Genomic DNA, 20271 nt, shown 5'->3' on the forward strand with positions numbered 1-20271 from the left:
CCCCGCCGATGCACACGCATCGGCGGGCGAACTATCATTAAGCGTGAAATACACGCGGAGGTCAGCTCACCACATGAGCCGAATCTCCCACACTACGTAAAGGGGAACACGTGCTGCCTCAACGGCACCGTATGCGCACCAGCGCAGAATTCTCCCACGCCTTCCGTTCCGGCATCCGTACAGGACGTCGGAACATCGTTGTATCTACGGCGAAAAATCCTGGAAAAACAACCCAGGTAGGTTTCATTGTGTCGAAGGCGGTGGGCAACGCAGTCACACGCAATCTGGTCAAGCGCCGGTTGCGTGAACTTGCCGCGCTCACCTGCGCCGCGCATCCGGAAGGCTACGCCATTGCTGTGCGAGCGCTTCCCGCCTCCGCGAGCGCCAGCTGGGATCAGCTGCGCCGCGACTACGAATCGGCACTCGAGGCTGCTTTCGCTAAGCTCGACCTGCCTCAGAGCAAGGAGAAGCCGTGAGTCGTTCCCAGCGTGACCGCTGTGAAGAACGCTTCCACGCGCATCACAGTGGCACCTATAGCGCATCTGCCGAGACTCTGGGCCCCGACGAGCTGCTGGCACTAGCGCCTAACGAATTCGTGCGGCCGGAAACTTTCCTGCAGGCTCTCTACGTTCTACCGCAGAACCTGCTGATCGCGTGCATGAAGGCCTACCGCAAGGTCGTGTCCCCCCTCTACGGGGATGTGTGCCGCTACTACCCGACCTGCTCAGCCTACGCTCTGGAGGCGCTGACCACCCACGGTGCGATGGGCGGGCTTTCCCTGACGGTACGCCGTATTCTGCGGTGTGTCCCCTGGGCTACCGGAGGTATCGACCCAGTTCCGGAGGGGAAGCGTACTTTCGTTCCCGGAGCAGAACCGAAAATTATTCTGCTCAACCACCCCCATCTTTACACCCCTCACACCGGTGGTGACGCTCGCCCTGAGTAGGCGGCGCCTCCCACACAATGACTTAGCCGAGTCCTTAAGGAGTATTCCCGCGTGAATATTTTTGATTTGATTCTTTGGCCGTTTAAATGGATCGTCTCCGTGGTCCTGTGGCTGTTCCACACTCTTTTCACCTCGCTGGGCATGGACCCGGCGTCCGGCCTGACTTGGGTTCTGTGCATTATCTTCCTGACCCTGGTGATGCGTACCCTGACCATTCCGCTGTTCGTCAAGCAGATTAAGGCTATGCGCGGTATGACCGCGATGCAGGGCGATATGGCGAAGCTGCAGGAGAAGTACAAGGGTAAGAAGGACCAGCTCTCCCGCCAGGCTATGGCTCAGGAGCAGATGGAAATGTACCGTAAGCACGGTACGAACCCCTTCGCCTCCTGCCTGCCGATTCTGGCGCAGATGCCGATCTTCTTCGGTCTGTACCAGGTGCTGATGAGCGTGCCCACCGCAGCGCAGAATAACCAGGGCGTGCTCATGCTGCCGGCTGAGCTAGTGCATCAGTTCAACGACTCCCAGATTTTCGGTGCTCAGCTCTTCGCGACCATGATGCACCCGGGGGCTGGCGACGCCACCGCGACCGTTGTTCAGGCGGTCATCATGATTGTTCTGATGAGCGCCACCCAGTTCTACATCCAGAAGCAGCTGAGCGTGAAGAACATGTCGGAGGCTGCTCTGAACTCTCCGATGTTCCGTCAGCAGCAGATGATTATGTACATCTTCCCGATCATCTTCGCTGTTTCCGGTATTAACTTCCCCCTTGGTGTGCTGTACTACTGGACCGTCTCGAACCTCTGGTCGCTGGGTCAGCAGTGGTGGGTTATCCGCAACAACCCGACCCCCGGTTCCCAGGCGGAGCGTGAGCTGAACGCCCGCCGTGCGGCGAAGGGCCTGCCCCCGGTGGGTAAGACCCGCGAGCAGCACGAGAAGGACCTGCAGGAGGCGCGTGAGCGTGCCGCAGCCGGTCAGCGCCAGCAGCCGGTGAGTAAGAAGCGCCAGAAGCAGCAGCGCAATAAGCAGAACGGAAAGAAGTAGTTTTCTTCCGTGATTCGGGCCGGGTTCTCGCCACGTGTGGCGCGGGCCCGGCGCCGTGTATGAGATACTTTTTACCCCTAGGACACCCCTCCGAACACCCCGAGGATTATTGTGACTGAAGCTATGGAATATGAGGACGAGCAGCTCGTTGAGGAGCAGCTGGTAGAGGAGCCCCTTGAGGGCGAAGAAGACGATTTTGAGGACATCGACGAGGAAGGCGATATTGCCGCTGACTACCTCGAGGAGCTCCTCGATATTGTTGATATGGACGGCGACATTGATATTGAGGTGCGCAATAACCGCATCTACCTGTCGGTCGTCAATGACGATGATGACAACGAGGAACTGCGCCACCTGGTTGGTCGCCACGGCGAGGTGCTGGAGGCTCTGCAGGAGCTGGTGCGCCTCTCCGTCCTGGCTGGTAACGGCACCCGTTCCCGCCTGATTCTGGATATCGCTGGTTACCGCGCTGAGCGCCGTGAGCAGCTGGAGAAGATCGCTGCTGACGCGATTGAGAAGGTGCGCGCTACCGGTCGTGATGAGCACATGAAGCCGCTGAGCCCGTACGAGCGTAAGGTCGTGCACGATGTGGTGGCTGCTGCTGGCCTGTACAGCGAGTCTGAGGGCGAGGGTCCCCGCCGCCACGTGGTGATTTCTCTTCCCGAGGTAGGAGCCTAGTATGGAGACTTCGATGGTTGCTCTCAATGAGAGCGAGCGCGCCGCAGCGGAGACTGTGTTCGGTGAGCGTCTGCCTCTGGCGGAGCGCTACGTGCAGCACTTGGCGACGACCGGTATTGAGCGCGGTCTGATTGGCCCGCGTGAGGTGCCGCGCCTGTGGGCTCGCCACGTGCTGAACTGTGCCGTGGTGCAGGAGTACATTGCACCGAATGTGTCGGTGGCTGATGTTGGCTCTGGCGCCGGCCTGCCCGGTCTGTGCCTGGCGATTGCCCGCCCGGATTTGAAGCTGACTTTGATTGAGCCTCTGGAGCGCCGCGTGATTTGGCTGAATGAGGTTGTCGAGGATCTAGGCCTGGAGAACGTGACCGTGCTGCGCTCGCGTGCCGAGCAGGCTGTGGGCGCCGTGGAGGCCGATGTGGTGACTGCACGCGCTGTGTCCGCCCTGGTGGGCCTGCTGGACATCACTCTGCCGATTCTGCGCGGCACCGGTGAGCTGCTGGCTCTGAAGGGTCGTAGTGCCGCGGAGGAGATTACTAAGGCGAAGAAGAAGCTGAACCGTTACGGTGCGCGTGAGACTGAGATTCTCACCGCCGGCGGTGACCTGCTGGAAGAGCCGACGACGGTGGTTCGAGTTCGCCTCTAAAAGTTTCGCCCCGAATGGGCGGTACCGCAATGAGCTAGTGAATAGGCTGGCTTACGCGGTACCGCCCATTTTTGTACGCTGGCTTGCCGGGCGCGCGGCAATTGCATCCGTAGAGTACATAGAATGACCTCTCGCGTGGAGTATTGACCTGATGCCGGGTACCCTTAAGGAAGGATTGAAACCTTAGACTCTTCTACATCAAAGCCTAATGGTTCAGTAAAGGGTACCGAGCCCTTCAGAACCATTCGGGCAGCACCAATGTTTCACGTGAAACATTGCAGACTTCATTACCTCGCGGAGTATGTTTCACGTGAAACATGCTGAGATGAGTGAATGGTGGGGGAGTGGAGGTTGAATCCTCCTCGCGCACAAATACCGCAGAGTATTGCCACACGCGAGGCATCAGACGAAGCATCACCGTAGACACACCACCCGGAATATGGAAGGCACCCGATGACTCCTCAAGCTCAGAAATCTGTTGCAGATTTGCTCCCCAAGCCTGTGCATACGCGTGTCTTCACCGTGTCGAACCAGAAGGGTGGCGTGGGTAAAACCAGCACCGCCGTGAACCTCGCAGCCGCGCTCGCGGAGGCTGGACTGAACGTCCTGGTTATCGATAACGACCCGCAGGGTAACGCTTCGACCGCACTGGGCATTGAGCACGGCGTGGATGTTCCCAGCGTCTACAACGTTCTGATTGAGGATAAGCCGCTTTCTGAAATTGTTCAGGAATGCCCCGATATGCCCGGCCTGTTCTGCGCCCCCGCCAATATCGACCTTGCGGGCGCGGAGATTGAACTGGTCTCCCTGGTGGCACGCGAGACTCGCCTCAAGAATGCTCTGATGGACTACACCGAGTGGCGCGAGAAGCAGGGTATGGAGCGCCTGGACTATGTCTTCATCGACTGCCCGCCGAGCCTCGGCCTGCTGACCGTCAATGCCTTCGTTGCGGCAGAAGAGATTCTGATTCCGATCCAGTGCGAGTACTACGCTCTGGAAGGTCTGAGCCAGCTGCTGAAGAATATTCAGATGATTCAGAAGCACCTGAACTCCAAGCTGCGCATCAGTACAATCCTGCTGACCATGTACGATGCTCGTACCAACCTGGCATTCCAGGTGGCAGAGGAGGTGCGCGAGCACTTCCCGGAGGAGACTCTGGGTGTAAAGATTCCTCGTTCGGTTCGTATCTCTGAAGCTCCCAGCTATCAGCAGACCGTCATTACCTACGATTCTTCGTCGACTGGTGCTCGCGCCTACCGCGAAGCGGCACAGGAACTCTCACGCCGTTCCGCATAATCTAAATCTTTTGAAATGAGCCCTTTTGAATTGTCTATTGATGATTCAAAAGGGCTCATTTTGTGCGGTATTTTCTGGGTGAAACCCGAGAAAACATCCTTAGTGAATTAATTATCAGGAATAATTTGGATTACGTGCCATGCAGTTTTCACTTCTGCTTTCGAGTGCTTATTTCGTTTACACTAGATGAAGAAGAAAAAATGAGCGGGCTCGTCCGGGAGTCCTAAGGAGTAACGATGGCTGAAAAGCGACGCGGCTTGGGTCGTGGCCTGGGGGCGCTGATCCCTCAGAGTACGAAGAATTCTGGTAATGCTGAGGCGAAGGCGTCCGAAAAGACTGCGGCAGCAAAGACTGCACCCAAGAAGGTGTCTACTCCGATTGAAGAGTCGATGACTGACGGTCTCTTTGAAATGGCTCACGAGGCCAAGCCGGAGAAGCAGCGTAAGAGCACTAAAGCTGAGTCTGTAGAAGCTAAGCCTGCTGAAGCTGCACCCGCTCAGGAAAAGCCTGTTGAAGCTCAGAAGGTAGAGGAGAAGGTCGAATCTCCCGCCTCCTCGCAGGATGTTTCACGTGAAACATCGAAGAAGAAGCCTCGCGTGGATATGGGTGCGGCACTGCGCAACACCACCCTGACTCGCCGCCCGGTGGACTTCTTCTTTGGTGAAGATGTCTCCACCCCGCAGTCCGCTTCTGAGGAACAGAGCGGCCTGGTTCCGGTTCCCGGTGCCCAGTTTGCCGAGCTGAACGTTCGCGATATCCACCCGAACCGCAAGCAGCCCCGAACCGACTTTGATGAGCAGGACATGGAAGAGCTCATCCACTCGGTGCGTGAGATTGGTGTTCTGCAGCCGATCGTCGTGCGTCCCTCGCGCGAAAACGGCACCGAAAAGTATGAGCTGGTCATGGGTGAGCGCCGCTGGCGTGCAACCCAGGCGGCTGGACTGACCACCATCCCGGCGATTGTTCGTGAGACTGAAGACGGCGACCTGCTCCGTGACGCCCTGCTGGAGAACCTGCACCGCAGCCAGCTGAACCCCATTGAAGAGGCGGCGGCATACCAGCAGCTCATGGAGGAGTTCGACACTACTCAGGAACAGTTGGCTAAGCGTATTGGTCGTTCTCGCCCCCAGATTTCGAATACGATTCGTCTGCTGAAGCTGCCGGCTCTGGTGCAGCGTCGCGTTGCGGCGGGTATTCTCTCCGCGGGTCACGCGCGCGCCCTGCTGGCTCTGACGGACCAGGCTCAGATTGAGACTCTTGCACAGAAGATTGTGAATGAGGGACTGTCGGTTCGCGCAACTGAGGAGCTGGTGAACCATGCATCCGGCGCTGCGGAGGTGAAGGAGCGCAAGGCTCCTCAGCCTCAGAAGCACCGTGAGCGCCTGGATTATATTGCGGAGGCTTTTGCTGACAAGCTCGATACTTCGGTGAAGATTTCGCTGGGTGCTCGCAAGGGTAAGATGACCATCGAATTTGCGAATGTTGAGGATCTGAACCGCATTATCCGCGTTTTGGATTCTGATTTCTTGGGCTAAATTTTCGCGTAAAACAATATTTAGCAACTGAAATCAGTTGTATATACAAAAAACCCTCGGTGATGTTTCACGTGAAATATCACCGAGGGTTTTTCTTTAGCTTCTCGAAAGATTAGCCCAGGTGCTCGGAGAACTCAGCCAGCAGAGCGGGCTTCGTCTTAGCACCTACGGTCTTCTTGATGACCTCGCCATCCTTGAAAAGGTAGATGGCGGGAATAGAGGTAATGCCGTACTTCATAGCGGTATCGCCATTCGCCTCAACATCTACCTTGACCACGTCGACCTGACCGGCGTACTCGCCAGCGATCTCGTCAATCACGGGGCCGACCATGCGGCAGGGGCCGCACCATTCAGCCCAGAAGTCCACGATAACGGGCTTGTCGTTCTTCAGAACCAGTTCGTCAAAAGTGGCATCAGTTGCCTGCTGTGCACTGCTCATGGAGTGCTCCTTTCTGACACGGGGTGGATTCCCCTGCGAGTAATACGAATAGTTTAGAGGTTTTCGAGGTAGTGCTGCGCGTCCAGAGCGGCAACAGCACCGGAACCGGCAGCAATAATTGCCTGGCGGTAGGTCGGGTCAATCACGTCACCGGCAGCGAAAACGCCGGGAACGGAAGTCTTCGAGGAACGACCCTGAACCGCGATGGTGTGGTTCTCGGTAATCTCCAGCTGGTCACGTACCAGTTCCACGCGAGGATCGGAGCCAATAGCGATGAACAGACCCTGAACAGCCAGCTGGCGCTCAGAACCGTCCTTGGTGTTGGTCAGGGTGATCGACTCGAGGTTGCTCTCGCCGTGAACGGCGGTGACAGCCGAGTCCCAGACAACCTCAATCTTCGGGTTGTTGAACACGCGGGTCTGCATGATTTCCGAAGCGCGGAAAGAATCGCGGCGGTGCACCAGGTACACCTTGGATGCGAAGGTCGTCAGGAACAGTGCCTCCTCCAGCGCGGAGTCGCCACCGCCGACCACTGCGATTTCCTTGTCCTTGAAGAAGAAGCCATCGCAGGTTGCGCACCAGGAGACGCCGTAACCGGAGAGTCGGTCTTCGCCCTCGATGTTGAGCTTACGGACCTGAGAACCGGTGGTCATGATGACGGTCTTTGCCAGGTGAACGGCGCCGTCAGCGGTGTAGACCTTCTTCACGTCGCCGGTGAGTTCAACCTTCTCTACGTCCTGGTAGCGGATGTCAGTGCCGAAACGCTCAGCCTGCTGACCGATGTTCTCCATCAGCTCGGGGCCCTGGATGCCCTGAATGAATCCGGGGAAGTTCTCGACCTCGGTGGTGTTCATGAGGGAGCCGCCGGGCGCCAGGGAGCTGGCGAAGAGGACAGGCTTCAACTCGGCGCGTGCCGCGTAGATTGCCGCGGTGTAACCAGCGGGGCCGGAGCCCACAATAATGACGTTGTGGACGGTTGCGTCGGCCTCAACCTCGGCTGCCGGTGCCGCCTTGGTGGCGGGTGCGGAAGCGAGGTTCAGATTGCCCAGGGCGGAGCCTCCGAAGAGGCCTCCCAGATTCTCAGTCATCAGATATATCTTTCCGTTGTAGGTCTTTCGTTCTGCCCCTATAACAGGGCTTTATCCTCGATTATTCCATTTTTGGGGGACCCTTATCCAGATACTCCGCGCACTGTGAATCTTTGAGTAGCCACCCTGCCATAAAGAGTCATAAATAGACATCAAAAAGGGCGGGGCTTCCGAACTGTTGAGTTCAGAAGCCCCGCCCTTGTGTCTGGGGCGTGAGCGCACTGTCGGCGTCGCGTTATGGGTTGATTAGTCCACCTTGATTTCGTTGATGCGCAGACCGTAATTCCACGTTCCAATCGGCAGGGAGAGGCGGGGCAGCTCGTTGACCACGATGATCACGTAGGCACCCTTTTCCGCGCTCTGCTTGGAGGTGTCCAGGGTGACGACTGCATCCTTGCCTTCGAAGGTGCCCTTGCCGACCTCAACCGCACCGTCCAGGGATGCAGAGCTGTTGGTGTAGACGGTGAAGGAGCCGCCGGTGCCGGTGTTCTGCTGGATGGTCAGCTTGGAGACGACGGTGGGGGTCTGCAACTTCAGTGCCAGGCCGAATTCCTTGATGGTGCCGGCGTAGTTGGCGGTGCCGAAGCCGTAGCTGATCCATGCGGTGTTGGCGTTACCGTCGGTCAGGTTCGGGATGAGGGTGTCCATGTCGTTCATGAACGTGGGGTTCGAGGGCACGAAGCGAGCCACGGACGCGATCTTCGCCGGTGCGTTCGATGCCTTAGCGGTCGGGGATGCCGATGCGCTGGCGTTTGCCGCAGCCGATTCGGAGGCGGACATAGAGGACTTGGGGGTGTGCGGTGCGGCTGCCTGGTTGGAGCCGATTGCGCCCAGGGAGGTGAGGATACCGCCTGCGACGATGACGAGCAGCAGGACTGCTGCCAGGGCGACGGCCCAGGTGCCGCGGCTGCCGTCTTCTTCGTCTTCGTCATCCTCGTAGATGCTGGTGGGTTCGGAGTACGCGGTGACGGCTGCGCTGTCGGATGCGTTCCAGTTCTTGGCAGCGGTGATGCTCTCCTGGTTGGCGCTGGAAGCAGAGACCTTCTCGTAGGTGTTGGGGGAGCTGCCGCTTTCGGAGTCGCCGAAGATTTCGGTGCCCAGCGCGTCTTCTGCGTTGGAGAGTGCGTGGTTTTCGACCAGCAGGGTGTCCAGCAGGGTGTCGGGGCGGGTGTGGGAGGTGACGAGGTAGCGGCTACCTTCGGGGGTGATGCCCAGGTCGAGAATCTGGATGTTGCCGCGTGCGTTGGTTGCGAGCGCGCGGGAGTTTGCTTCCAGCAGTGCGCTGCGGCTGGGCGATGCGACGACGACCGAGACCTTACGGTTGAGAATCTGGTCGGTGCCTTCAAGCACCATGTCGGATTCTGCCGTAATGATGATGTGTGCGGTGATCTCGTAGCGGCCTCCGAGGACCGATCCGACCGGAATCTGTTGCGACAACGTGTTCTCCCGAGGTGGTTTCATAGTGCCTGCCGTGTGGCGGGCCCTGACTATTAGATTCTACCCGGCATTGAAGGATGCTGGGGCTGAGTGATAGTTTGTGGCGTCCGGGTGGTTGCCTGTGTCCTCTGCGGGCCCCGGCGTGGGGTGAGGTGGGTGCACGGGCAGCTACCCGGGTTGGGCGTTGTGTGCTGCTTTAGCGGCGGGCAAAACGCTCAAGTTTGGAGGTGAGGGGCGCCAGTAGTGCGTTGGCTTCCTTGACGCGGAAGATCTGTATGCCGGCGAGGTATGCCAGGCCCATGACGGTGCCGCATACGGCGAGGGTGATGATTGCGGTGAGCTTGGAGGCCCAGGCGAATCCGTCGAGCTGGTAGCCGCCGAGCAGCCAGAGCGCGATGGCTGCGATTCCGCCGGCGAAGAGGGACGCGAGGGTGGTGCGGGCGTAGGTGCTGACGATGCCGCGCTGGCCGTAGTAGCCGAGGCGGCGGCGGACCATGTGGTGGCTGATGAACAGGATCAGGATGTTGTGCACCGGGTAGATGAAGGCGAGCATATACACGGTGTACTGTGCGTCGAGCAGGGACGCTGCGAAGCTCATGATGACCATGATGATGGCGGAGTACACCTGGATGCGGAAGGGGGTGCGTGCGTCTTCGCGGGCGTAGAGCACGCGGCTGTAGAGGTAGTTGATGGTGAGGGTGGGGGTGCCGAGCGCGGTGATGACGATGAGCTTGGCGATGATGGTTGCTGCGATGGGGTCGCCGCCGCTGAAGAGCACGGCGACGGGGCCTGCGAGTACCATGAGTGCGACCATGCAGAAGACGGTGGCTACTGCTGCGTTGCGTAGGCCGTGGGAGAGTGCGTAGATGACGCTGTCGCTGTCGTCGGCGATGGCGGAGGCGCTCATGCGGTTGAAGAGCACGGTGGCGATGGAGATGCCGATGACGCCGTGTGGGAGCATGTACAGCATGGAGGCGTAGTTGAGTGCCTGCAGGCCGGGGATTTGGATGCCGAGGGCGGCGTAGTGTTCGCGCTGACCGACGATGCCTGCGGCGACCTTGGTCATGTAGAGGAATGCGAGGTTGGAGATGATGCCGGAGGCGAGGGTCCAGGCGGCGAGCTTGGAAGCTGCGCGCAGGCCGATGCCTCGCCACGCGAAGTCGGGCTTGAGGCGCAGGCCGAGCTTGCGTAGGGGGATGAACAGGACGAGCGCCTGCATGATGACGCCGAAGGTGGAGGAGCCTGCGAGCACGAGGGTCTGTGCGTTGGTCCAGTTGTCTACGGTGTGAATCGGGTTGGGGTTGGGGGTTTGTGCGCCGAAGAGGAAGATGAACAGGATCAGCGACAGGATGGTGATGACGTTGTTGAGTACGGGCGACCACATGTAGGCGCCGAATGCGTCTTTGGCGTTGAGGACCTGTCCGATGACGGTGTAGAGGCCGTAGAAGAAGATTTGGGGTAGGCACCAGAGGGAGAAGATGAAGCCGAGCTGCCGTTGTTCGGGGCTCCATCCTGAGCCCATAATGCTGATGATGGGCCAGGCGCAGGCGACAGTGATAATGGTGATGAGGCCGATTGCGGTGACGGTGAGGGTGACGAGTTTGGAGATATATCGTGCGCCGCCGTCTTGTGCTTTGGCCGCCTTGATGATTTGGGGTACGAGGACTGCGTTGAACACGCCGCCTGCTACTAGGACGTAGATGAGGTTGGGTAGGGTGTTGGCGGTTTCGAAGACGTCGCCGACGGTTGAGAGTGAGCCGATGGCTACGGTGAGCAGGATGGTCTTGACGAATCCGAGGATGCGCGAGACGAGGGTGCCTGCTGCCATGATTGCGCTTGAGCGGGCGTCGTTACGTGCCACGTATGTCTCTCCTGTTTCGGCGGGTGATTGCTTCTTTTAGTTTTTGGGGCTCTATTTAACGGGTGTTTAGAGCTGGGTGGTGATGTATTCGCGCGCGCTGCGGGCGATGTGTTGCTCGTTGGCGAATGAGAGGCGGGTGGGGAGCTCTTCGAGGGGGACCCATGCGACGTCGATTGCTTCGTGGTCGGGGTCGTTGTCGATGCTCAGTTCGCCGCCGGTTGCTGCGAAGAGGTAGTGGTGCACGGTTTTGTGGATGCGCGTGCCGTTGGAGGTGAACCAGTAGGCGATGGTGCCGAGGGAGGCTACGGGGTAGCCGGTGATTCCGGTTTCTTCGCTGATTTCGCGTTGTGCGGCTTCGACGGTGGTTTCTCCGTGTTCGATGTGGCCTTTGGGTAGGCACCATTCGCGTTGTCCGTTGCGGTTGATGCGGGCGATGATGGCTACGGGTAGCTGTTCGGGTCGGTCGAAGTCGATGATGAGCCCGCCTGCGGAGACTTCTTCGGGGGCGGGTACCGCTCGCGCGGGCGCGGTGAAGCGCGTTTTGGGGGCGCGGGGTACGGGAATGCTCATGGTTCTACCTTAACCGATAGGCTGAGGTTTTGGTGCCTCGGTTTGGGGTGAGATAGCTGTCTTTGGTGGGGTGTTGTGGGTGTGGGGTGGGCGTGTGGGTGGTTTTTCTGGCACGATTAAAGGATTATGTCGCTGATTATTGATGTTGTGTCGAAGTACCCGGATGCCGCCGAGCTGGGAGAACTGTACCGTGCGGCGGGTTTTGAGCTGTACTTGGTGGGCGGTATTGTCCGCGACAATCTGCTGGATGATGGCGGCCATTTCACTGATTTTGATTTGACGACGGATGCTACTCCGGAGCAGAGCGAGCAGATTCTGCGTGGGTGGGGTGAGCATACGTGGGATATCGGCAAGGAGTACGGCACGATTAGTGCGCGGAAGAATGGCGTGGTGTATGAGGTGACCACGTACCGTGCTGAGGTGTATGTTTCGGATTCGCGTAAGCCGACGGTGGAGTTCGGCACGGATTTGAGCGCCGATTTGGTGCGTCGTGATTTCACGATTAATGCGATGGCGGCGGCTTTGCCCAGTGGTGAGGTTGTTGACTTGTTTGGTGGCGTTGAGGATTTGCGTGCGGGTGTTTTGCGTACTCCGCGCTCGCCGGAGGAGTCTTTTTCTGAGGATCCGCTGCGTATGATGCGTGCGGCTCGTTTTGCTGCGCGTTTTAATCTTGAGGTTGCCCCGGAGGTTTTCGAGGCGATGCGTGAGATGGCTGGCCGTATTGAGATTATTTCGGCTGAGCGTGTGCGTGATGAGCTGGTGAAGCTGATTGAGGCGGATTATCCGCGGGTGGGTTTGAACCTGCTGGTGGATACGGGTTTGGCGGATTATGTGTTGCCGGAGCTTCCTGCGTTGCGTATGGAGATGGATCCTGCGCATCACCATAAGGATGTGTATGCGCATTCGTTGAAGGTGATGGAGCAGGCGATGGAGAAGGAGACGGACGAGGATGGCCCGTGCCCGGCTCCTGATTTTATTCTGCGTTTTGCGGCGTTGATGCACGATATTGGTAAGCCGAAGACTCGTAAGTTTGAGAAGGACGGCTCCGTCTCGTTCCTGCACCATGAGGTGGTGGGCGCGAAGATGGTGAAGAAGCGTATGCGTGCGCTGCGTTTTGATAATGACACGATTAAGGCTGTGGCTCGTCTGGTGGAGCTGCATATGCGGTTCTATGGTTACCGTGAGTCGGGTTGGACTGATTCTGCGGTGCGCCGCTATGTGCGTGATGCGGGCGATCAGCTGGAGCGTCTGCATCGTGTGTCGCGTTCTGATGTGACGACTCGTAATCGTCGTCTGTCGCGCTCGCTGGCTGAGGCGTATGACGATTTGGAGCGTCGTATTGCTGAGTTGGCTGCTCAGGAGGAGCTGGATTCGATCCGTCCGGATCTGGATGGCGGTCAGATTATGCAGATTCTTGGTATTGCGCCGGGCCCGGTGGTGGGTGAGGCGTATAAGTTCTTGTTGAATTTGCGTCTGGATGAGGGTTCGCTTCCTGAGGAGGAGGCGAAGGCTCGTCTGGTGCAGTGGTGGGAGCAGCGTCAGAAAGCGTAGCTTCTGCGGTTTTCGGTACCGCATCGCATGGTTGAGGTCACGCGGTGCGGTACTGTTCTATCTGCTTTTTCTCGTGTATTGTTAAGAAATCTATGCGTGTTCCCCACCCGGTGTGCTTCACGTGTAGAGCACAATGAATCTCCTGCTATGGAAATCCCATAGCCGTTTAGCCCAAAGGAGGGGTTTAATCATGCGTGCATATGAACTGATGGTTATCCTCAGCCCCGAGGTTGAGGACCGTGCGGTTGAGCCGTCGCTGTCCAAGTTCCTCGAGATCGTGACCAACGAGGGTGGTTCCGTCGACAACGTCGATATCTGGGGCCGTCGTCGCCTGGCATACGAGATCCAGAAGAAGTCTGAGGGTATCTACGCAGTGGTGAACTTCACCTCTACCCCCGAGACCGCAGCTGAGCTCGATCGTGTTCTGAACCTGAACGAGTCCGTCATGCGTACCAAGATCATCCGCCCGGAGGATCAGAAGATCTCCAGCAAGTAGTTGTTTCTTGCCGGTCGGCTGACCCCCTAAAAATGTCAGGGGGTTGCGCTGTACTGGATTCAACATACTTGTAACTCTTATCGAGGAGGCATCAAATGGCAGGCGATACCGTTATTACCGTTATTGGTAATCTGACTGGCGATCCGGAGCTTCGTTACACCCCTGCGGGTGCGGCGGTTGCTAATTTCACGATCGCATCGACTCCGCGTACTTTTAACCGCCAGACGAACCAGTGGGAGGATGGGGAGACCCTGTTCCTGCGTGCGTCGGTGTGGCGTGGTTACGCTGAGAATGTTGCAGAGACTCTGAAGAAGGGTACTCAGGTTATCGCGCAGGGCCGTCTGAAGTCTCGCTCGTACGAGACCAAGGAAGGCGAGCGTCGTACTTCGTTTGAGCTTGAGGTCGAGGAGATCGGCCCGACTCTGCGTTTTGCTACTGCTCAGGTGACTCGCGCACAGCGTTCTGCCGGAGGTAATAACTTCGGTGGCGGTGCGCAGGGTGGCTTTGGCGGTGGCGCTGGGTACAACGCTGCTGCTCAGGGCGGTTTCTCCGCTCCTCAGCAGAACAATTTTGCTGCTGCTCAGGGTAATGGTTACTCTGGCCAGTCTGGCTACTCCGCTCCGGCTGCTCCGGCGGCCCCCGCAGCTCCTGCTGCTGATCCGTGGAGTTCTCAGTCTGGTGGTAACTATGACTGGGGTAGCGGCGCCGACGACGAACCTCCGTTCTAAGCCGGTTTCGTTTTCCGAATAGTAATTTATCAATCCATCCCGCGGTTATCCGCCGCGGGCTCCCAACTCTAAGGAGCACCACGATGGCTAAGGCTGAAATCCGTAAGCCCAAACCCAAGCAGAACCCCCTCAAGGCTGCTGACGTCACCGTTATCGACTACAAGGACGTCGCACTTCTGCGCAAGTTCATCTCCGACCGCGGCAAGATCCGCGCTCGCCGCGTGACTGGCGTGACCGTTCAGGAGCAGCGCAAGATCGCTCAGGCTATTAAGAACGCCCGCGAAGTTGCACTGCTGCCCTACTCCGGCGCTGGCCGCTAAAGAGAAGGAGAGACAGTAACATGGCTAAGATCATTCTGACTCAGGAAGTTTCCGGCCTCGGTGCAGCTGGCGATGTTGTCACCGTTAAGGACGGTTACGCACGTAACTACCTGCTGCCCCGCGGCTTCGCCGTGACCTGGACCCAGGGTGGCGAGAAGCAGGTTGAGTCCATCCGTGCCGCTCGTGCGGCTCGTGCTAAGGCTTCTCTGGAAGAGGCTCAGGCAATTGCTGCGGCCCTGGCTGCTAAGCCGGTTGTCGTTGCACACAAGGCTGGCGCTGACGGCCGCCTGTTCGGTACCGTCAAGGCTGAGGCTATTGCTGAGGCTATTGAGGCTGCTGGCATTGGCTCCGTTGACAAGCGCACCATCCACCTGGGTTCCGCTATCAAGCGCACCGGTGAGTACAAGGTGACTGTCCGCCTGCACCCTGACGTTGTTGCTAACGTTGTCCTGGACGTCGTTGCTGCTGCGTAAGTAGGTTTTTAGATATTTGACGCTGGTGCTTTGATGCTGCGGCGTTGAGTGTCGGACGGGGTGTCCCTCTTCGTGAGGGGCACCCCGTTTGTTGTACCCATAGCTGTGCCCGCTCCGGTGCATGTTTCACGTGAAACATTGTTTTTGAGAGGTTGAGAATAGGGGTAGGGTAGTAGAAGGATTGGTGGCTAGAGCGGTTGCGGCTGCGAAGTACGCCAATTGACCCCGTAGACTGGTAGACATGGCTCGATCTTTTTCACGTTTGTCTTCTAGCGCGCAGCTTCTGTCCACGGGTGTGGTGTTGGAGTGCATCAATTTGCTGCTGTGCGCTCTAGCGGTTATCCCATTTGCGGACGCGAATGTCGCTACTGCTCTTCTGCTTCTTTTGCTGGTGGTTGGCGGCCTTGCGTCCAGTGTTGCGCTGGTGTGCGCGCTGGTGGGTCTGGTGAAGTTCCGTCAGTACCGCGTGACCAATATTTGCTTGGCGGTTATTTCTGTAGTGGCTAACCCGTTGGTGCTGCTGGGTCTGTATATGGCGGCTTATTAGCCCGGTTTAGAGTCCGCAAACTGCACAATATCAAAGCTCTCAGGGTTCTGTTGGTTTTCTCCCAGCTTGTTTCCAGCGAAATTCAATCCTCCCATAAGGTTGGGGGTGTTTACTATAAGTGTTGGTTCGAGAGGACTGCGATGTGAATGTGTGTGTTTCGTGTAGCGGGGTCGCCCGCTAGCGAAAGAAGGATGGCAAGGCAAAAGCGCCTTGCCTTTCTTCTTTTAACGCGACGTGTAGTTTCCGCGTGAAATCCGGGGTGCTGCACCTCGATTTTGAAGAAAAATCTATTCCCAGCTTTCTTACAGCTTTAACCTACAGGGAATAAAGGTTTACGCGTAATACTTTATATAGATGGTTCGAGAGGACCATCAGAAAGTTGGACTTTCCTTGCGGAAGTGGCTCTGATTTTCGTATGTATGTGTGTGTGATGAGACTGGGGTTGGACCGAGAGGTTCAGCTCCAGTTTCTGTTTAATCTCTAGGGTGTGTGGCAAGGATGGCTGTAGTGGTGTTGCGGCATGCTGTAACAAAGGGCAACCACACTTCTATATAACGTCACATTTCCTTTCTTGGGGTGGCGGGTCTAGAATTGGGAAAGATAAATTTTGCATATTAAATACAAGTATTGAGGAGTTGTCTTCCGTGTCTAAGACCCCTTCCGTTCCCGGTACCGACCGCCCCGCCGAAAAGGCAGCAGGTCACTGGCTGCTGGCTCAGCTGGGCAAGAAGGTTCTGCGCCCCGGCGGCCGCGAGACCACCAACTGGCTGCTGGCTCGTGCTCTGGGCGGCGACATTGACGTCGTGGAGTTTGCGCCGGGCCTGGGTATTACCGCCCTGGAGATTGTGAAGCGTTCCCCCAAGAGCTATACCGGTGTGGATCTTGATCCCAAGGCTGCTGAAATCGTAACCGAGCGTATTGGTGCATCGACTAAGCCGAACTACCGTGTGGTGAACGCTAGCGCACAGGAGACCGGTCTGCCCTCGGAAAGCTATGACGCCGTGGTGGGCGAGGCGATGCTGACCATGCAGACCGATAAGCACAAGCTGGAGATTATGCGTGAGGCGGCTCGTCTGCTGCGTCCGGGCGGCTACTACGCTATTCACGAGATGTCGCTGGTTCCCGATTATCTGCGCCCCGAGCTGAAGGAAGAGATTCAGAAGGATTTGGCGCGCACTATCCGCGTGAATGCCCGCCCGCTGACCGTTGCCGAGTGGACTGCCCTGGCGGAAGAGGCTGGCTTTGAGGTGCTGGATGTGTACCAGACCGATATGGCTCTGCTGGAGCCGAAGCGTCTGCTGGCTGATGAGGGTCCCGCCGGCGTTGCGAAGATTGCGTTCAACCTGGCGCGTAAGCCGCAGATTCGTGAGCGTGTGCTGGGTATGCGCGGTGTGTTCCGCCGTCACGCCGACCATATTGGCGCTATCGGTCTGATTCTGCGTAAGAAGTAAGACAGAATCACACCGCAAAGCTTATACAGCGAAACGGAGCCTTAGTATTCCTCGTTATACGGGGGAATACTGGGGCTCCGTTTTACACTGAGGTGTATGAGCCGCGGTGTATGAGCCGCAGAATCGGCTCAGTCACGTGTGCGCCTGCCGGAGATTGTTATGAGCCGTATTCTTTTCTCTCCCGAAAGCTTCAATATGGGTGAAACCACGCGCTGCATTGAGATAGCGCGTGTGGCTCGGGAGCAAGGTCATACGGTCTTGTTCCACGTGTACTCCCCTAAGTACATAGGACTGCTGGAAAGCGCCGGGCTTCCTGTGCACCTTAGCGAGCCAATCATGAGCGATGCTGAGGTGGAGCAGATTATGGCGCTGGATCAGGGCAGGGGAGTGCGGCATCCTTTCACAACCGATATGGTGCGTCGGCGGGTCACCGCTGAGCTCGCGGCTATTCGTGACTTTAATGCGGATGCGGTGGTGATTGGTTCTAACCTGACGATGCTACTGTCTGCGCGTATTGCGGGTATCCCTATTTTCTATGCGCGCCCGTACGCTTATTCGTCGACGTATTTTTCGAAGAAGCCTGTAGGCGGCGAGCTTGCGGCACCGGGGTGGTTGCGAGCGGTGGCGCGAGTGTTTTCGTATAAGCCGGTTTCTTTTATGCGTGTGGCACGTGAGTATGGGCTTAGGCTTCCTCGCCGTACCGTGGATATGCTCAGCGCCGACGTGAATCTTATCTGTTCTCTGTTTACGCAGCTGCGCGGGGATTCTTTGATAGAACCTGATGTTGGTGTGGGTCCTATTTATTACCGTGCGCCCGGTGAGCTGCCGCAGATTGTTCACGAGCCTAGAGATCGGCCCCTGATTTACGTGGGAATGGGATCATCCGGCTCTGCAGATATTTTGGCGCAGGTGCTGCGGCAGCTGTCAGCGGCTCCTGTGGATGTGCTGGTCGGCGGCGGGGTGCAGCTCTCGGATACCAGCATGCTGGGCAACAACATCCATTTCGCCGGGACTGTTCCGGCGCATCTGCTCGCCGGCCATATTGACGCCTCGATGACCCACGGCGGTGAGGGGACGGTACAGACGGCGTGCCTGGCGGGTGTGCCCTTTGCCGGTATTGCGATGCAGGCTGAGCAGAGCTGGAATATTGAGGAGTGCGTGCGCTACGGTAACGCCCTGCGCTTTACGAAGAATGATGTGCGCCGCGGCAATATGCGCGATATTCTGGACCGTCTGCTGGCTGATGAGGGCATGCGCGCCAGGGCGCGGCAGCTGGGTGAGGCGATGCGCACTATGGATGGCGCGGCGCTCGCCGTTGAGAAGATTGAGGACTATCTGCGCGCTGCCCGTTAGGTGTGTATGGGTTTCGCGTGTGCCTTCGTGAGAAACTAGCATAGGAGTTCTGCAGAAATTGTTTCTGGAACGTCGTAGATATCGGATTGAAACGCGAGGATAAGCATGTCTGAAACTGCCATTGATTATGGTTCCCGCACTATGCCTCATGATGATGTGGCTGAGCAGTCGGTGCTCGGTGGTATGCTGCTGTCGAAGGACGCTATTGCGGATGTGGTTGAGAGCCTGCGTGCGTCTGATTTCTATAAGCCGGCGCACGAGACGATTTATGAGGCGATTCTTTCTCTTTATGGTCACGGCAGCCCTGCGGATGCGATTACGGTTGCTGATGAGCTGAAGAAGCGCGGCGAGCTGACTCGTGTGGGCGGCGCGTCCTATATTCATACGCTGATTGCGTCGGTTCCGACTGCTGCTAACGCTCAGTATTACGCTGAGATTGTTAAGGAGCACGCGATTATGCGCCGCCTGATTGAGGCGGGTACGAAGATTGCTCAGCTGGGTTACGCCAATGAGACTGAGGTCGATACTTTGGTCGATCAGGCGCAGGCTGAGATTTATGCGGTGACTGATGGTAACGCGAAGGAAGATTATGTATCTTTCTCTGATGCGTTGGAGGAGACCATCAATGAGATTGATGCGAACTCGAACCGCCCCGATGGCGTGTACGGTGTGCCGACTGACTTTATTGAGTTTGATGAGCTGACCGGTGGTCTGCACGGTGGCCAGATGATTGTTATTGCGGCTCGTCCGGGTGTGGGTAAGTCGACTTTGGCTCTTGATATTGCTCGTTCTGCGTCTATTCATCATCAGATGACGACTGTGTTTTTCTCACTGGAGATGAGTCGTACTGAGTTGGCGATGCGTATTCTCTCTGCGGAGGGCAAGATTTCGATGGGTCGTCTGAAGAAGGGCGACCTGGATACTGAGGGTTGGACGAACTTGGCGACTCTGCAGGGTCGTATTGATTCTGCGCCTCTCTTTATTGATGATTCGCCGAATATGACTCTGATGGAGATTCGCGCGAAGTGTCGTCGCCTCAAGCAACGTAATGATTTGAAGCTTGTGGTGCTGGACTACCTGCAGCTGATGAGTTCGGGTAAGAAGGTTGAGTCGCGTCAGCAGGAGGTTTCGGAGTTCTCTCGTAGCCTGAAGCTGTTGGCTAAGGAGCTGGATGTTCCGGTGATTGCGCTGTCTCAGTTGAACCGTGGTTCGGAGCAGCGTACTGATAAGCGTCCGATGGTTTCGGATCTGCGTGAGTCGGGTTCTATTGAGCAGGATGCGGATATGGTGATTCTGCTGCATCGTGAGGATATGTATAACCCGGATAGTGAGCGCGTGGGTGAGGCGGACATGATTATTGCTAAGCACCGTGGTGGTCCGACTCGTACTATCCCGTTGGCGTTTAGCGGTAAGTATTCGCGCTTCAACAATATGGCGAATGAGGCGCCTCCCCAGTACTAATCAGCTCAGCACTCTGTAGCTGCACCCCTCTTCTTCTATTCATTACAGGATGGAAGGGGAGGGGCTTTTTCGCATCTATAGGTATGGGTACCCAAATGCAGAGTTAGGAATCGTGCAGGGTTAGGAATCAAGCGCAGGGTATGGGAATAGGGGCTGCGGAGGGGGTTCTAGAGGGCATTCTGTGAGGGTTTGAGTGGTTTCTTCTGCGTTTATAAGGTTTTTTGGAAGTTTTTTAAAGATTTTTTAGCACCCATAAAACGCACTGACTAGGTAGTTTGGTGTTTGTGAGGGTGTTTGAGACCCTTTCAAGGTCCTTTTTGTGGTCTACTTCACCCATTTTCGGGTTGCAGGGGCGTT

General features: G+C 57.3%; 21 protein-coding genes. 16 read left to right on the forward strand and 5 right to left on the reverse strand.

The annotated features are described in order from the left end of the window. Positions 1-110 precede the first annotated feature (110 nt). The 7 genes from rnpA to HMPREF2919_RS06330 all read left to right on the forward strand — a co-directional run bounded on the left by rnpA (position 111) and on the right by HMPREF2919_RS06330 (position 6139). Positions 111-476 carry a ribonuclease P protein component gene (gene rnpA, locus HMPREF2919_RS06300; protein ID WP_049341943.1) on the forward strand — a complete coding sequence of 122 codons (366 nt, stop codon included), beginning with the start codon at positions 111-113 and terminating at the stop codon, positions 474-476. After that, on the forward strand, positions 473-946 hold the full coding sequence (yidD, locus tag HMPREF2919_RS06305; protein WP_049341942.1) for a membrane protein insertion efficiency factor YidD: 474 nt from the start codon (positions 473-475) through the stop codon (positions 944-946). Before rnpA ends, yidD begins: the two co-directional genes overlap by 4 nt. A 51-nt stretch (positions 947-997) precedes the next feature. Continuing rightward, entirely contained in the window at positions 998-1987 is a 990-nt protein-coding gene (gene yidC, locus HMPREF2919_RS06310) for a membrane protein insertase YidC (RefSeq protein WP_012904383.1), read from the forward strand. Positions 1988-2098: 111 nt separating this feature from the next. Next, a complete protein-coding gene (locus tag HMPREF2919_RS06315) occupies positions 2099-2665 on the forward strand; it encodes a Jag family protein (protein WP_049341941.1) in 567 nt (188 codons plus the stop codon). 1 nt (position 2666) lies between these two features. Beyond that, complete coding sequence (gene rsmG / locus HMPREF2919_RS06320; RefSeq protein WP_080973341.1) at positions 2667-3308, forward strand: 16S rRNA (guanine(527)-N(7))-methyltransferase RsmG; 642 nt, start codon at positions 2667-2669, stop codon at positions 3306-3308. Positions 3309-3761: 453 nt separating this feature from the next. Beyond that, positions 3762-4604, forward strand: coding sequence for a ParA family protein (locus tag HMPREF2919_RS06325; protein WP_005504078.1), 843 nt, complete (start codon positions 3762-3764; stop codon positions 4602-4604). Positions 4605-4840: 236 nt separating this feature from the next. Further along, on the forward strand, positions 4841-6139 hold the full coding sequence (locus HMPREF2919_RS06330; RefSeq protein WP_070634581.1) for a ParB/RepB/Spo0J family partition protein: 1299 nt from the start codon (positions 4841-4843) through the stop codon (positions 6137-6139). 112 nt (positions 6140-6251) lie between these two features. Here the strand turns inward: HMPREF2919_RS06330 and trxA are convergent, their stop codons facing one another. The 5 genes from trxA to HMPREF2919_RS06355 form a co-directional block, all read right to left on the reverse strand. After that, positions 6252-6578, reverse strand: a complete 327-nt coding sequence (trxA, locus tag HMPREF2919_RS06335; RefSeq protein WP_049351863.1) for a thioredoxin — start codon at positions 6576-6578, stop codon at positions 6252-6254. A 53-nt stretch (positions 6579-6631) separates the two neighbouring features. After that, on the reverse strand, positions 6632-7666 hold the full coding sequence (gene trxB / locus HMPREF2919_RS06340) for a thioredoxin-disulfide reductase (RefSeq protein ID WP_049341938.1): 1035 nt from the start codon (positions 7664-7666) through the stop codon (positions 6632-6634). A 246-nt stretch (positions 7667-7912) separates the two neighbouring features. Then, on the reverse strand, positions 7913-9103 hold the full coding sequence (locus HMPREF2919_RS06345; protein WP_246822855.1) for a serine/threonine protein kinase: 1191 nt from the start codon (positions 9101-9103) through the stop codon (positions 7913-7915). A 196-nt stretch (positions 9104-9299) separates the two neighbouring features. Then, positions 9300-10964 (reverse strand): murein biosynthesis integral membrane protein MurJ, encoded by a 1665-nt coding sequence (murJ, locus tag HMPREF2919_RS06350; RefSeq protein WP_070593512.1) that lies wholly within the window; start codon positions 10962-10964, stop codon positions 9300-9302. A 66-nt stretch (positions 10965-11030) separates the two neighbouring features. After that, positions 11031-11534 (reverse strand): NUDIX hydrolase, encoded by a 504-nt coding sequence (locus tag HMPREF2919_RS06355; RefSeq protein WP_005504058.1) that lies wholly within the window; start codon positions 11532-11534, stop codon positions 11031-11033. A 126-nt stretch (positions 11535-11660) separates the two neighbouring features. Between HMPREF2919_RS06355 and HMPREF2919_RS06360 the strand changes: the two genes are divergently transcribed. From HMPREF2919_RS06360 to dnaB, 9 genes are all read left to right on the forward strand, one after another. Continuing rightward, the gene (locus tag HMPREF2919_RS06360; RefSeq protein WP_070593511.1) at positions 11661-13085 is read left to right on the forward strand and encodes a CCA tRNA nucleotidyltransferase; all 1425 of its coding nucleotides are present in this window, start codon (positions 11661-11663) and stop codon (positions 13083-13085) included. Positions 13086-13275: 190 nt separating this feature from the next. After that, a complete protein-coding gene (rpsF, locus tag HMPREF2919_RS06365; protein WP_005504056.1) occupies positions 13276-13581 on the forward strand; it encodes a 30S ribosomal protein S6 in 306 nt (101 codons plus the stop codon). Positions 13582-13676: 95 nt separating this feature from the next. After that, on the forward strand, positions 13677-14309 hold the full coding sequence (locus tag HMPREF2919_RS06370) for a single-stranded DNA-binding protein (RefSeq protein ID WP_005504055.1): 633 nt from the start codon (positions 13677-13679) through the stop codon (positions 14307-14309). 83 nt (positions 14310-14392) lie between these two features. Further along, positions 14393-14629, forward strand: coding sequence for a 30S ribosomal protein S18 (gene rpsR, locus HMPREF2919_RS06375; protein WP_004005948.1), 237 nt, complete (start codon positions 14393-14395; stop codon positions 14627-14629). 20 nt (positions 14630-14649) lie between these two features. Beyond that, positions 14650-15102: a 50S ribosomal protein L9 gene (rplI, locus tag HMPREF2919_RS06380; protein ID WP_049341934.1), complete on the forward strand. Its 453-nt coding sequence runs from the start codon at positions 14650-14652 to the stop codon at positions 15100-15102. A 241-nt stretch (positions 15103-15343) separates the two neighbouring features. Further along, positions 15344-15649 carry a hypothetical protein gene (locus HMPREF2919_RS06385; protein WP_070666834.1) on the forward strand — a complete coding sequence of 102 codons (306 nt, stop codon included), beginning with the start codon at positions 15344-15346 and terminating at the stop codon, positions 15647-15649. Positions 15650-16293: 644 nt separating this feature from the next. Continuing rightward, positions 16294-17100, forward strand: a complete 807-nt coding sequence (locus HMPREF2919_RS06390) for a class I SAM-dependent methyltransferase (RefSeq protein ID WP_049326735.1) — start codon at positions 16294-16296, stop codon at positions 17098-17100. A gap of 336 nt (positions 17101-17436) precedes the next feature. After that, on the forward strand, positions 17437-18453 hold the full coding sequence (locus HMPREF2919_RS06395) for a glycosyltransferase (protein WP_246823498.1): 1017 nt from the start codon (positions 17437-17439) through the stop codon (positions 18451-18453). Positions 18454-18558: 105 nt separating this feature from the next. Then, positions 18559-19914 (forward strand): replicative DNA helicase, encoded by a 1356-nt coding sequence (gene dnaB, locus HMPREF2919_RS06400; RefSeq protein WP_070593509.1) that lies wholly within the window; start codon positions 18559-18561, stop codon positions 19912-19914. Positions 19915-20271: the final 357 nt, after the last annotated feature.

Source organism: Rothia sp. HMSC068E02 (genome assembly GCF_001813565.1).
Classification (GTDB): Bacteria; Actinomycetota; Actinomycetes; order Actinomycetales; family Micrococcaceae; genus Rothia.

Bases quoted from the DNA above. Each gene is read 5' to 3' on its own strand.
- rsmG (WP_080973341.1), top strand. From the start codon at position 2,667: ATGGAGACTTCGATGGTTGCTCTCAATGAGAGCGAGCGCGCCGCAGCG.
- rpsR (WP_004005948.1), top strand. From the start codon at position 14,393: ATGGCTAAGGCTGAAATCCGTAAGCCCAAACCCAAGCAGAACCCCCTC.
- HMPREF2919_RS06360 (WP_070593511.1), top strand. From the start codon at position 11,661: ATGTCGCTGATTATTGATGTTGTGTCGAAGTACCCGGATGCCGCCGAG.
- trxB (WP_049341938.1), bottom strand. From the start codon at position 7,666: ATGACTGAGAATCTGGGAGGCCTCTTCGGAGGCTCCGCCCTGGGCAAT.
- rplI (WP_049341934.1), top strand. From the start codon at position 14,650: ATGGCTAAGATCATTCTGACTCAGGAAGTTTCCGGCCTCGGTGCAGCT.
- HMPREF2919_RS06395 (WP_246823498.1), top strand. From the start codon at position 17,437: ATGAGCGATGCTGAGGTGGAGCAGATTATGGCGCTGGATCAGGGCAGG.
- HMPREF2919_RS06330 (WP_070634581.1), top strand. From the start codon at position 4,841: ATGGCTGAAAAGCGACGCGGCTTGGGTCGTGGCCTGGGGGCGCTGATC.
- HMPREF2919_RS06385 (WP_070666834.1), top strand. From the start codon at position 15,344: ATGGCTCGATCTTTTTCACGTTTGTCTTCTAGCGCGCAGCTTCTGTCC.
- dnaB (WP_070593509.1), top strand. From the start codon at position 18,559: ATGTCTGAAACTGCCATTGATTATGGTTCCCGCACTATGCCTCATGAT.
- HMPREF2919_RS06370 (WP_005504055.1), top strand. From the start codon at position 13,677: ATGGCAGGCGATACCGTTATTACCGTTATTGGTAATCTGACTGGCGAT.
- HMPREF2919_RS06325 (WP_005504078.1), top strand. From the start codon at position 3,762: ATGACTCCTCAAGCTCAGAAATCTGTTGCAGATTTGCTCCCCAAGCCT.
- HMPREF2919_RS06355 (WP_005504058.1), bottom strand. From the start codon at position 11,534: ATGAGCATTCCCGTACCCCGCGCCCCCAAAACGCGCTTCACCGCGCCC.
- trxA (WP_049351863.1), bottom strand. From the start codon at position 6,578: ATGAGCAGTGCACAGCAGGCAACTGATGCCACTTTTGACGAACTGGTT.
- rpsF (WP_005504056.1), top strand. From the start codon at position 13,276: ATGCGTGCATATGAACTGATGGTTATCCTCAGCCCCGAGGTTGAGGAC.